At 36.7% G+C, this 13,022-nt stretch carries 13 protein-coding genes; 1 reads left to right on the top strand and 12 read right to left on the bottom strand.

Translation table 11 applies throughout. The annotated features are described in order from the left end of the window. Nucleotides 1-126: 126 nt before the first annotated feature. The 12 genes from AMET_RS05790 to AMET_RS25595 form a co-directional block, all read right to left on the bottom strand. Complete coding sequence (locus AMET_RS05790) at nucleotides 127-957, bottom strand: metal ABC transporter permease (protein WP_012062423.1); 831 nt, start codon at nucleotides 955-957, stop codon at nucleotides 127-129. Nucleotides 958-972: 15 nt separating this feature from the next. Next, the gene (locus AMET_RS05785) at nucleotides 973-1,719 is read right to left on the bottom strand and encodes a metal ABC transporter ATP-binding protein (RefSeq protein ID WP_012062422.1); all 747 of its coding nucleotides are present in this window, start codon (nucleotides 1,717-1,719) and stop codon (nucleotides 973-975) included. Next, entirely contained in the window at nucleotides 1,720-2,715 is a 996-nt protein-coding gene (locus AMET_RS05780; RefSeq protein WP_083761090.1) for a metal ABC transporter solute-binding protein, Zn/Mn family, read from the bottom strand. Next, entirely contained in the window at nucleotides 2,603-2,869 is a 267-nt protein-coding gene (locus AMET_RS26830; RefSeq protein WP_049765200.1) for a metal ABC transporter solute-binding protein, Zn/Mn family, read from the bottom strand. Before AMET_RS26830 ends, AMET_RS05780 begins: the two co-directional genes overlap by 113 nt. 118 nt (nucleotides 2,870-2,987) lie before the next feature. Then, the gene (locus tag AMET_RS05775; RefSeq protein WP_012062421.1) at nucleotides 2,988-3,977 is read right to left on the bottom strand and encodes an acyl-CoA dehydratase activase; all 990 of its coding nucleotides are present in this window, start codon (nucleotides 3,975-3,977) and stop codon (nucleotides 2,988-2,990) included. Then, nucleotides 3,952-5,064, bottom strand: a complete 1,113-nt coding sequence (locus AMET_RS05770; RefSeq protein WP_012062420.1) for a hypothetical protein — start codon at nucleotides 5,062-5,064, stop codon at nucleotides 3,952-3,954. Before AMET_RS05770 ends, AMET_RS05775 begins: the two co-directional genes overlap by 26 nt. Next, nucleotides 5,036-6,049 (bottom strand): acyl-CoA dehydratase activase-related protein, encoded by a 1,014-nt coding sequence (locus tag AMET_RS05765; RefSeq protein WP_012062419.1) that lies wholly within the window; start codon nucleotides 6,047-6,049, stop codon nucleotides 5,036-5,038. The genes AMET_RS05770 and AMET_RS05765 overlap by 29 nt, the downstream gene beginning before the upstream one ends. A gap of 69 nt (nucleotides 6,050-6,118) precedes the next feature. Next, nucleotides 6,119-7,621, bottom strand: coding sequence for a cardiolipin synthase (cls, locus tag AMET_RS05760; RefSeq protein WP_012062418.1), 1,503 nt, complete (start codon nucleotides 7,619-7,621; stop codon nucleotides 6,119-6,121). A 130-nt stretch (nucleotides 7,622-7,751) separates the two neighbouring features. Further along, nucleotides 7,752-9,290, bottom strand: coding sequence for a sensor domain-containing diguanylate cyclase (locus AMET_RS05755; RefSeq protein ID WP_012062417.1), 1,539 nt, complete (start codon nucleotides 9,288-9,290; stop codon nucleotides 7,752-7,754). Between the two features lie 372 nt (nucleotides 9,291-9,662). After that, nucleotides 9,663-9,959 carry a hypothetical protein gene (locus AMET_RS05750; protein ID WP_157047167.1) on the bottom strand — a complete coding sequence of 99 codons (297 nt, stop codon included), beginning with the start codon at nucleotides 9,957-9,959 and terminating at the stop codon, nucleotides 9,663-9,665. Nucleotides 9,960-10,073: 114 nt separating this feature from the next. Beyond that, the gene (locus AMET_RS05745; RefSeq protein ID WP_012062416.1) at nucleotides 10,074-11,120 is read right to left on the bottom strand and encodes an HD domain-containing phosphohydrolase; all 1,047 of its coding nucleotides are present in this window, start codon (nucleotides 11,118-11,120) and stop codon (nucleotides 10,074-10,076) included. A gap of 127 nt (nucleotides 11,121-11,247) precedes the next feature. Then, a complete protein-coding gene (locus AMET_RS25595; RefSeq protein ID WP_157047166.1) occupies nucleotides 11,248-11,415 on the bottom strand; it encodes a hypothetical protein in 168 nt (55 codons plus the stop codon). A 489-nt stretch (nucleotides 11,416-11,904) separates the two neighbouring features. Here AMET_RS25595 and AMET_RS05740 point away from each other — a divergent pair, with 489 nt between their 5' ends. Continuing rightward, nucleotides 11,905-12,915 carry a phosphate/phosphite/phosphonate ABC transporter substrate-binding protein gene (locus tag AMET_RS05740; protein ID WP_012062415.1) on the top strand — a complete coding sequence of 337 codons (1,011 nt, stop codon included), beginning with the start codon at nucleotides 11,905-11,907 and terminating at the stop codon, nucleotides 12,913-12,915. Nucleotides 12,916-13,022: the final 107 nt, after the last annotated feature.

Here is a 13,022-nt window from a genome sequence, read left to right as displayed (position 1 = left end):
TACTATTGTGACAGATTAATTTTCATTACAGTTAATGAAAACTTAATGAGAGGGAGCACTGTCCTTTAACACATAACTTGAAGGAGAATATATGGTCAAATAAGAGGTACAGAATTAATAGTGGAATTATATTTCCCTTGCGAGCTTCCTTAAATAGTTTCCCCTTGCGGTCTTTGTCACCAGAACAACCATCAATATCATAACAGCTGTCACAACAATGGCTCCTCCCGGTGCTAAATCTCCATAAAATGAAAGTGTCAGTCCAATTAAGACAGATATGAGTCCAAATAGTATGGAATAAGAAAATGCACCTTTAAAGCTTTTTGCCAGCTGCAGACTGGTGGCAACGGGGATAATCATCATAGAAGATACCAGCAAAATGCCTACAATTCTCATGGAAATCGCAATGGTCATGGCTATTAAAATTGTAAAGTATAGGTTGATAAATTTAACCGGTACCCCGGCTAGTTTCGCCGCTTCCTCGTCAAATGCAATATAAAAGAGCCCCCTATAAAAAACTAAAACAGATAATAGGATAAAGACCCCAAGTCCCATAACCGTCATAATATCTTGACTAGAAACCAGTGCAATGCTTCCAAATAAGTAACTAAAAATAGCAGCATTTGCATTGCCCATGCTAATTAAAATCGTAGCTAATCCAATCCCTGCAGAGAGGATAATGGCAATGGATAGCTCTGCATATTGTGCATATTCCTTCCGTAATCTTTCAATAGCTAAAGCCGCAAGGACAGAAAAGCCTAAGGCCGAATAAATAGGATAGATTCCCCAAAGCATTCCCCCAGCAACTCCAGCCAAGGCAACATGAGAAAGTGTATCTCCGATCATAGATAATCTTCTTAAAACAAGAAAGATTCCAATAGCAGGACAAATAACAGCAATCATAATTCCTGCCATAAAAGCCCTTTGCATAAAACCATAGGTTAGTATTTCTGGCATAACAATTCCCCTCTATTAATGTTTATGATGTAGCAGCACTGCCTTCTTCCCATAAACATCTCTAATGTATTTTTCCTCATTAAAATGCTTTGAATCATGGACGAAAACCTGCTGGTTTCCCAAGCACGCCACACGATTTGCTCGATTGGTAATCACACCAATATCATGAGACACCATTACCAATGTAATTCCCAGCTCTTTATTGAGTTTTTCCATCAATTCATAAAATTTATCTTGAGAATCCACATCCACACCCACTAAGGGCTCATCCATAAAGATAATTTCTGGATTATTAATCAACGTACGGGCAATAAAAACCCGCTGTTGCTGTCCACCGGATAGGTTTCCGATCAGTCGTTTTTGATAATCTGTCATATTAACAATTTCTAATGCCTCACGAATTTTTTCTTTATGCTTTTTCCCTATGAATTTTAAGAAGCCCATCTGACTGTATAGATTTGCCCCTACGACTTCTTCCACTGTAGCAGGAAATCCAATATTAAAGTCCCTTACTTTTTGTGAAATATAACCAATTCGATTCCACTGATTAAATCGATGAATCGGCGTCCCAAACAAAGAAACTGTTCCCTGCTGGGGTTTCATTAACCCCAGCAGCAGTTTCAATAGGGTACTTTTTGCTGAACCATTAGGACCAACAATCCCCATAAAGTCTCCTTGATAGATCTCTAAGCTGGCATCCTTTAATACAGGTGCCCTATCGTATGCGAATTCAATATTTTTAACTTCTACTACCTTTTCCATCTATTCCATCAACGCCCTTTGTAAGGTCTCTATATTTTTGTACATCAGAGAAATAAAATCTTCTCCTGCATTTAGTTGAGCCTCTGTCAGCCCTTCTATATTATTTAGGATTAATGCCTCTAAGTTGGCTTCATTGGCTAATGTTTCTGCGGTTCTTGGATTTGCCAATTCTTCAAAGAAAATATAGTTAATGTTTTCTTCTCTAGCTACCTTTGTTAATTCCGCCAATCGTCCAGGGCTCGGCTCAGCATGGGGAGAAATACCTGACACAGAAATTTCTTCTAACCCATAACGATGTGCTAAGTATCCAAAGGCTGAATGGGACACAATGATTTTTCTTTGTTTGATATCTTGTAGTCCTGCTCTAAAATCTTCATCTAGTTTTTCTAATTGCGTTTTAAATACTTCAAAGTTTTCTTCATATACTGCATGATGCTCAGGATCTCTTGCAACAAAGGCAAGCTTTATTTGTTCAGAAATTTTGATTGCGTTAATTGGATCTACCCAAATATGTGGGTCATATTCTCCGTGGTCGTGGTCATCATCATGATGATCATCTTCATCATGGCTATGTCCATGGTCATCATCGTGATGATCATCTTCGTCATGGCTATGTCCATGGTCACCATCATGATGATCATCTTCGTCATGGCTATGTCCGTGGTCGTCATCATGGTGCTCATCTTCGTCATGGCTATGTCCGTGGTCATCATCATGATGATCATCTTCGTCATGGCTGTGTCCATGACCGTCGTTAAATGCCAATAGTTCTACTGATTCACTTGCATTAACAATTATGATGTCTTTATCCTTTAACAATTCTAATACCTGGTCAATCCAGGGTTCCATTTCCGCTCCATTATAAATAAATACATCTGCCGCCTCAAGATGGGCTAATGTTCTTGTGGGTATTTCGAATACTATGGGGCTCAGTTCCTGCAGGAACAATTGTTTGAAGATCAATTCTGTCTCCTCCAATTTTACCTGCAAAGTCATAAAGAGGGTAAAAACTAGCAAATACTTTTATTTTCTGCGCTTCTTGTATTTCTTCTGTGTTTTGATCACTCACTTCACTCTCTTGGGCACAACCCCCCAGTATTAACATAACCATCATCAGTAGTGAAATCACTGTGAAAATTCTTTTTTTCATTGTAGTAAACACCTCCATTATTTTTCTAAATGCAAATTCTTTGCAATACCATTATATATTATATCCATCTTTTTGCAACTTCAAACTAATTAAGTAAAAAAAACCCCAAATTGGGGTTTTACGCTAACTTTTCATTTTCATTATTCTCTTTTACTAAATCACTCCATTTACCACATTTATCTCCCCATCTGGCCATAAGGTTATCATCCTTAAATATTTCAATGACTTCACATAGATTGGCACAATCTTCACACTCGATACCCTTGACTTGGTATCCTGAGTTCGCCAGCTCAAATCCTTCAAACTTTGTTTTATTTCCCTTTATGTGATGCTCCTGTGCTAATAGACAGCAGCCAATTGCCCCCATGACTTCGTGGTGAGGCGGCACATAAACCTCAAAACCTAGGGCTTCTTCAAAGGATTTTTTGATGCCAATATTGGCTGCTACCCCTCCTTGAAACACAACGGGTCCCAGAATCTCTTTTCCCTTCCCCAGATTATTTAAGAAGTTTCTAACAAGGGCATCACAAAGTCCCTTAATAATATCCTCCTGATTATGTCCTAATTGCTGCTTATGGATCATATCTGACTCTGCAAATACCGCACACCTTCCTGCAATTCGCACTGCATTTGCGGATTTGAGGGCTTCGTCCCCAAAGTCTTCAATTTCAATGCCTAGCCGTGCGGCTTGTCTATCTAAAAAAGATCCAGTACCTGCTGCACAGACTGTATTCATTGCAAAGTCACTGATGACACCGTCTCTCAATAAAATAATTTTGGAGTCCTGTCCACCAATTTCTAATATGGTTCGCACTCCATCTACAAAACTCAAAGCAGCAATACCGTGGGCAGTGATTTCGTTTTTCACAATATCTGCCCCAACAATCATTGAAGCAAGATGTCTACCGCTGCCCGTTGACCCTACACCCTTTACAATTACCTTTTCCTTTAGCTTCGTTTGAATCTCCTTGAAGCCTCTTTGAATGGCCTCTATGGGTTTTCCCTGGGTTCGTGTATATGCCTTGACTAATATCTTTTTATCTTCACCCATTAGTACAATATTTGTACTAACAGAACCAACATCAATTCCCAGATAACAGTTTTTCATTATGCCTTAGCTCCTTTCTCCGTTGTAAAAGATCAGTAAAAGCTTCTATTCGTGTGTTAAACCCCGCCTCACCTGTCATCTCATCTACAATTAAACATAAATAAGGTGTATTATAATCCGTTTCCACCTTAGGTAAAATACTTTGGGCCACAATTTCAGGCATACATGTAAAGGGGTAAATTTGAATGATGCCATCAAACCCCTCTTGGGCATATCGAACCCCATGCCCCACGGTTTCTCGAGCATGTCCACCAATCATTGTTTTAATATAAGGTTCCGCTGCCTTCCTGGTCTTTCCTTCCATTGTTAAATTCAATGGAGATAAAAACAAATGCTCCGTTAACCAATGACTAATTTTAAGCGACCGATGAACCTCAATCCCCATATCTCCAAGCTTTTTCTCTATATTCAAATTAACGAATGGTTCAATGACCGTATAAATTTCACCAATGATTCCGATCTTTAATATTTCTCGATTGGGCTCTTCTTCAATATTTAATATATCTTGTCTGGCCTTCTCAATCACCCGTGAAGTTTCCTTATAACCATAGACCTTTCGAACATCTTTGTGAAATTGATCATAATATCGATCCACTAGTCCTTTTTGCTTTTGCCGAGGTCTTTTATAATGGGTTGCCTCCTCTAATGCATCTACTTCATACAGAATTTGAATGGCTTTCTTCAATGCCCTTAATATCTTGTAGGGATTTTTTGTTTGTGCTAATTCTGTTACACTATCAATAAAATTTTTATAATCTCCTTGGGGAGGATCCAAAAGAATGACCTTAATATCATCATATCCCATATCCTTCAGTATTTCTTTTTGGAGAATGGAGTAGTACCCGAAACGACAAGGTCCACAGCTTCCTGTCAAAACGATGGTATCGGCTCCTTCTTTGAATCCCTTCATATAATTCCCTATATTTACCTTTAGTGGAAGACAAATGGACTCTGGGGAATGTTGCGTCCCAATGTTCAATGCCTCCTGGTTACATTCTGCCGGCACAACTATATCTACCCCTAATTCTTCTAATAATATCTTTGTGGCCACATATTGGTTACCCATGTGCGGAAAGGTTACCTTCATCACGCTTCCTCCAATCAATCATATCCATAAAGGCTTCTAACCTTGTATTGACGCCTGCTTCTCCTGTATGTTCATCCACCGTAATCAATAGAAAAGGAATGCCACCTTCTTTTCTAATCTTTCTTTCAAATAAGTCTTCAATGATAGAATCAATTCCACATCCAAAAGACGACAAGTAAATAATCCCGTCTACATTTTTTTCCACTGCTAAATACATAGCAGTACCTAATAATTTCCTTCCAAAACTCCAAAACATCTTTTTCTCTAATGTTTCAGCATATTGGTTAATCACTTTGTAGTCTATCATCTCCGCTGTGATAATCTCTATATTTTGATCCTGTAGCTTCTTAACTAAATTCATAGAGCCATAGGTATCATATAAATTATAGGAGTGTCCCATGATGGCAATTCTTTTTGCATTCCCACTCTTTTTAATCTCCTTTTGCTCTTGGCTGTCAGTGATGACATAGGGCTTAACAATTCCATCTAATGGTAGTGCACCTTGTTTGAGCTGTTTTTTAAATTTTTCATACTCTTGTAGGGCTTCTTCGTATGCCTTTTTAATCTGTTTTTTATTTGTTGTCACATAACTTCCAAATTCATAAACTGTCCTCATGAGATGTTTTCTAGAGCGGTTAAAGTTAATCTCTGTATCGATCATCGGGGGAAGATCAGGAATTGAGTGTTTTACCATTTCTGGCAATCCACAAAACTTTGGACAAATGTATTCTTTGCGATAGACACTCATGATCTTAGGAACAAATATATAATCCACTTTATCCTTTAAATCTAATACATGTCCATTAAAAATTTTAACCGGCAAGCAGGCCTCATCAACGGTATTTTTTACTCCTTGATCTAAAATGCTCTTATTAGTAGGGTTGGATAAGATGACTTCTGCCCCTAATGCTTCATAGAAGGTCTTCCATAGTGGGTAATAATCATACACCCATAGTCCTCTAGGGATACCAATTTTGATTGTCATTTTGTGCCTCCTTCCATCATTTCAATATTATAGACAAAAGGACAATCCCTTATACCTTTCCGGGTATGATTAAGCTATTGGAACAATTAGCCTGCCAATGAACTCTTTCACCTTTTGTAAAAAGGATCTCCTCTGATGCTCTTTTAAGGTAAGCTGTTTGCTATCAGCTATGTTATGGCTTAGCTCTCCAACCATTTTCCCAACTAACTCCTCATCAAATATAACTGCATTCACCTCATAGTCTAAAAATAGACTTCTTGTATTTAAGTTGGCAGACCCCACTGAAAGCACATCACGATCTGCTACAAATACCTTCGAATGTAGGAACCCTTCATCATATTGGTAAATCTCTACACTAGCCTTTAAAAGCCTTTCAAAATAAGATTCATTGGCCCAGCCAACTAAAAAGAAATCCGCCTTTTTAGGTAGTACTATTTTTACGTCAACACCCCTTAAAGCAGCAGTTTCTAGTGCCTTGATCATACTATCATTTAAAATAAGGTAGGGTGTTGCAATATACAGACTTTCCTGGGCACCAGTGGCCATTGTAAAATACAATTGGCTGATCTCATTCCAATGGGTATCATAGCCACTGGTTACCAATTGGATTGGCAATTGATCATATCGATCTTGTTTAGGAAAATATCGCTCATCTTCTAATTGTTCATCTGTGACATAGTACCAGTCCCCTAAAAAAATTTTCTGCATCCAGTTGACCGCTTCACCTTCAATTTTCACCTGCATATCCTTCCATTTTCCAATTTGATCATCTCGTCCTAAATATTCATCTCCGATATTAACGCCACCAGTAAATCCTACTTTACCATCAATAATTACAAGCTTTCTATGATTCCGATGATTAAGCTTTCCCTTTAAAATTGACTGTATGACCGTATCATAAGCAACGATTTCTACACCAACTTCCCTCAGTTCCCTTACATAACTTCTCTTAATCCCATGACTTCCGAGTCCATCATAAACAATCCTAACTTCTACCCCTTCTTTGGCCTTCCCTATTAGTATGTTTCTAAATTTTTTTCCTATTTCATCATCTCTTATGATAAAAAACTCAATATGTATATGATGCTTTGCTTGAGAGATAGATTCAATCATTTCATCGAAAATTTCTTCTTCTTGGAAAAACAATGTAGCTTTATTATGATAAGTAAGAGGAATTCCAATATTTTTTTCAATTAGATTTGCGATTCCTTTTTGGAAGGAGTTTAGCAGATCCTGCTCCTGGGATCCCTTTCGGGTGATCTGCATCAACTCATCCATATAACCACTTCGATTTTTCTGGTAGTCATTGAATAATTGTGAATTCCTCCATACTTGAACAAAAGTAAAAAGTCCAAAAACTAAGGTACTGACCAATAGCGTTTGAATGATGATAATTCCAAAGCGATTATGGGTAAAACGAAGCATAATCATTGACAACCCTAGTATTATTGTAATTCCTACTAAATAGGGATATGTTCCTATGACAACAGCCTTTGGCGCAACGTTGAATAGATTAAAATAAGCTAATGTAATGAGAAGAATCCATGTTACAATTCTAAAAAACTCAACCACCGTGTCACATCCTTTAGGAAAATTGTGTATTTATTAATCATCTCCTGAAGTAATCAATTATATGCGACTCACCTCTAGAAAATAAGCATAAAAAAAGTTGTGAAACTAAGTTTCACAACCTCTTTTATGCTTATTTTGATTCTGTTGATAGGAATTGATTCTTGCCTTTTCTTTTAGCCTCATATAGACATTTATCTGCAATGGTAATCAACTCATCTTTTTCATAACTATCATATCGAAAGTTTGCCATTCCAATTGAGACCGTTATCCTTATTCCTTGAATTTCAAGAGATTCAATTGATTTTCTGATTCTTTCTGCAATCCCTTTGGCCTCAGGAGGATTGGAACCTTTTAAAATAATGATCATCTCTTCTCCACCATACCTGGCAATAACATCATGATCTCTTAGACTTTGCTGCATAGCCCTAGCCATCTTCCTTAATACTTCGTCCCCTACCGGGTGCCCATATTGATCATTTACCTCTTTAAAATTATCAATATCAACCATTAAAATGGCAAAATCCATTTTTTCATGTTTGATCCCGTTATAAAATGCCTCATAAATTGTGTCAAAGGTATGTCGATTAAATAATCCTGTTAATCCATCATATTTAGCTCTGATCCGTAAATTTGCTATATAATCAATCTTAGAAATCACAAGTCCTAGGTGCCTAGCAATGATTTGCAAAAATCTAATTTGTTCACCGGAAAAAATCTCATATGCAGCATTATCTAAATAAAGCACACCCAAGGGTCTTCCATGGATATCTAAAACCGGTAGTGTGATGTTGGAGTATACGCCCAATTGTTTTGCTAGCTCAGCATCGCATCTTTCATCTGTTCTTGCGTCATAAACAACAATAGGTTCTTTATTCTCTATGGCTAAAATACCAGTATGATCTTTTGTTTTTGCAGGATCCATGGGATAGCTTTGGTCCTTGCTGACCTCATACTCAAGAAAGGTTGAATAGTGTGGGAGCAAATGTTGACCGTCCTCAGTGAGTAGGGCCAATGTACATCTTTCCATTCCAGTGGCTTCAGGGATTGCCTTCACGATGCATTGGATCATTTCAGCTCCATCCATTTCTTCCTTCACATCGTACATTAAAATATTTTCTAAGGCAGTTAATCGAAGCATTCTTTCTAAAGAAGTATTGTATCTTTCGATCCGAGCAAATACTGCAGTCATTTCTCTACTAATCTGTTTTAATGTATAGTGCATCTCCATAGACGTATGTTTCTTGTGGCAATGATATACAATAAATAATCCAGTGAGTCTATTTTGACTAAAAACTGGTGCTGAGTAAATTGATTTGGGCGAAAATATTTGAGCAAAGCGAGGAAAAATACTTTCAATCTCAACTTCCTCTGAAAGCATTACAATTTCCTTATAAAAATCTATTGGTTGAGAAAAACGAAAAATTTCATGCTCATCATTCAGTTTTTCTTCTTCAGAAAGATATTCAATCCCAATGGTTCTTTGTCCTTCATTAACGTCAAGGTAGATGCTTTGATATCCTAGTTTCTTTTGAACAAAACGACCAATCAGTTGAAGCGACTTTTCTTTTTCAGATTGTCTATTAAGTCCCCGAAATAGTCCTAATAGCATCAACTTTGTTTGATCCTGTAATTGCGCCAGTATCGCACCCTCATTGTGCTTGTCTACCATATGCACTCCTCCTCAGCTTACACCTCAAAATGCAAAAAATACACTGTATTTATTATTATACTCAGTATAATTTGAAATTTCAGCAAGATGAGCAATTTCGAGTTTCAATAAATAATGAAGTTGCTTATCTATACTTATTATATTACATTTTCAACGCTTTTAACAAACTTTCAGAAATACATTTTCGCATCAAAAAGCTAGTAGTGAATTCACTACTAGGTTTTTGATTTTTGAAATTATTTGGCTGCTTGAGCAGCTTCTTTTCCCGTTACTCTGCCTAATATAAAAACCATTGTAATAGAAGTACCACTTGCAGGATAAATAGTCTTGTCTAATTGTCCATTAATTACCTCCCCTACTGCATATAATCCTTTAATGGTGGCGATTGCTCCGTTTCCAAAGTCTTCGTCTATACTTTTTCAGCCAGCTCATTATGCCTTCGCTTGACAAGTTCTCAGTGAATTCAACACCTTGCGCTTCTAACCATTCAAAGGTTTCTCCGGAGTGTTCAGCTATATAATTGATTAATTCTTCATCAATTTCACCTGATAAAAGTGTACTTCCACCTAACATAGATGGCTTTTCTATTAAAGTTACAGATACACCCTCTTCAGCAGCCTCAAGGGTTGCTGCTAATCCTGTGGTTCCTCCTTCCGACACTGATTTCACAAATTTTCAATTTAAATATCGAAAGACCAAGAGATGCGTTTTCACTAAAATACTTTTATCCCTTGGTCCTTATTGAAAGATTTTTTCTTTGAAATTTTTAGTATTATATTATTTTTATCTATAACTAAATTTGTCAATTAGTGCTATAAATTTTTCCACTAAGTATGGATCAAACTGTGAACCCTTACCTTTTTTAAGCTCTTGTGTAACCTCCTCTGAAGATAATTTCTTTCTATAGGCTCTATTGCTGGTCATAGCATCCCAGGCATCTACGATGCTAACAATCCTAGCTGTGAGGGGTATTTCATTTCCTCTCAGTTTTTCCGGATACCCCATACCATCGTATCTCTCATGATGATATCTAATTATGTTTAGAACATCCTTCTCCAGTTCCATTGGCGCTAATATGTTTATGCCTTTAACTGGATGTTCCTTAATTATGGCAAACTCTTCCCTTGTTAAAGCTCCTGGCTTATTTAAAATTTCATCTAGCACACCTATCTTTCCGATATCATGCAGAAGAGCACCATAATGCATAGATTCTATCAAATCCTCAGCCAAACCAAGATCCTTAGAAAATTCCACGGTAACTTTAGCTACTCTTGAAGAATGATTTTGAGTATAAATGTCCTTTGCATCAATAGCTGCGACTAAACTTGCTATTGTTTTAAGATAGAAATCTTTTTTTCCCCGTTCAATATTCATTCTAATATGATCCAACAATAATGCTGCTTGTCGAGAATAGATTTTGAGGTTTCTGAGATCCTGAAGGGAATAGGAGCCAGAATGATGATCGCAATGATCATGTCGATGCATCACAACTGCATATCCAATCGTATCGTCTCCCACAATAAGAGGAACGATTATAAATGATTCCAGCTTTTCATCTAATTGCTGAAACTGTTGAAATATTTTATCTTTTTTATTAAATTCTACGATCCTATGTAGTTGCTCTTTAGATAAAATTTTATTTGCTTTACTAAAAGCCTTCACCAAATTCTTAGATATCTGTCCATTTACTTCTACTGCCGTTAACTTACGCATACTAAAATTTGTTATATATAGGCATCCAGCCTCACTGTGGGTCATTTCCATAGCTAGCTGTAAGGTGCTTTTAATCGTAGTGTCTAGATCATGATTTTTAATTAATATATTTGTCATATCTACTAAAAAAGACTGTTCTCTTAATTTGTTTTCCAGTTCTTGAACTCGACTCTGTAATATATGTATTTCTTGTTGCTGCGTTCCTACGTATAGAATATTAAACGCCCCCCAACCACTTGTCCTCTTAAAGTTTAAATTTATTAATGATAATTTCTAAACCCGATGGCATTTCCTGTAGCTCATGGGAATACTTAGCTATTTTTTCAATAGAGATAGTTTGTTCTTCTAAAGAGACCGAGACTTCTTCGGAGGATGCAGCTGAGTTTATGTATATCTTGCTGCTCTCGTTCAAAACACAGGACAGAAATCAGGTAAAGAAAAAGGCGCCTTGAAGCGCCCAGGAGTCATCCTATAAATGTGTGTCTCCTTTGAGAAGTAGTCTGCAAATACATACAGATAAAATAACTTATGCATTTACTAAAATGCCTTTTAAACTTGTCTCGAAGTAACTGATATCAATAATCATTATTATGGAATTTGTTAATATATTACCATTGTCTTGCACTCTTGTCAATATTATTCATACATTTTTTTAGTTTTCATTAAATGATTTATCTATCTCGTAATCTTGTTATTGCAGTATTTTTAGATGAGGATAATACGATATTTTCAGTGGCCTCCCTACATTTCGTTTTAAACTTAAGCACTTACTTTTTTGTTGTTTTAGAGTTTACACAATCCTAACGTCTTATTAACCTTCCGTTAAACAACCTAACTTGGCGCCAAGTTATGCTTTAACTGTAATAAAAAAATAAAACAAAATCCAAGGAGGTTTTTAAAAATGAAAGCAATAAGCGTGAACAAAGTATCCCACTTCAAGAAAAATGTCGTATTATTTGGTTTGATTTCAGTATTACTAGTGACTTTAAGTATTTTGACAGGTTGTTCAACCGGTGAACCTGCTCCTGATGATTCTTCAAGCCCTAACACGTCAACCAGTACCACTGAAGCAGACCCTAGATCTGACTGGCCAAAAACCATCGGTTTTGCACTTTTGCCTACTGAAGATATGGAGTTTTTAGGAAAAACCTATGAACCCTTTATCAAATATTTAGAAGAACGTCTTGATGTCACAATTGAACTTCATTTTCCTACAGACTATACAGCCACCGTTGAAGCCATGCGAGGTGGACATGTGGAAATATCTACTTTCGGACCATTTTCTTTTGTATTAGCACATGACCGTGCAAATGCTGAGCCTGTTGCTATTCGTCTAACAACACCGGAAGATGAACCAACCTATGAGTCTTTTATCATTACAAGAAAGAGCACTGGCATAGAAACAGTGGCAGATTTAAAAGACAAAAATTTTGCTTATGCGGATCCTGCATCTACTTCTGGGCATTTGTTTCCAAAGGCTCATATCATGGAGCAAATGAATTTATCTCTTAGTGAAGTTGATAGTGATTTTTTTGCAAATACAGTGTTTTCTGGTTCACATGAAGCTTCCTTCTTATCGGTATTAAATGGTGATGTGGATGCAGCAGCGATTTATGATCGTGCTTGGACTCGATTTTATGAACGAAATTCAAACCATCCAAATATCGATGAGATGATTGTTATTGACAAAACAAAACCGATTCCAAACTCTCCCTTTACCGTAAGAGGTGATCTTCCTGAATCTTTCAAAAAAGAATTGCAAGATGCTATGATTGACCTGATTAATCATCAAGATGATCCTGAAATTTTAGCATTCCTACAAGAAACCGATGCTATGGGTGGATACTTTTTAGCAGATATGAGCACGTATCAAATTGTACGAGATACTGCAACACTTTTAGAAATGGATTAATTCTCAATTTTAGATAGATAAAATGCTAAATATACTAGGTAATTGCGAAACTAAATTTGAAAAGTAATTAGAAGGGCAGAAAATTGAGTGCTGATTAAATTTTCTAA

It is taken from the genome of Alkaliphilus metalliredigens QYMF, from assembly GCF_000016985.1.
Taxonomy (GTDB): Bacteria; Bacillota; Clostridia; order Peptostreptococcales; family Natronincolaceae; genus Alkaliphilus_A; species Alkaliphilus_A metalliredigens.
This window is presented reverse-complemented; position numbering and strand designations above follow the sequence as displayed.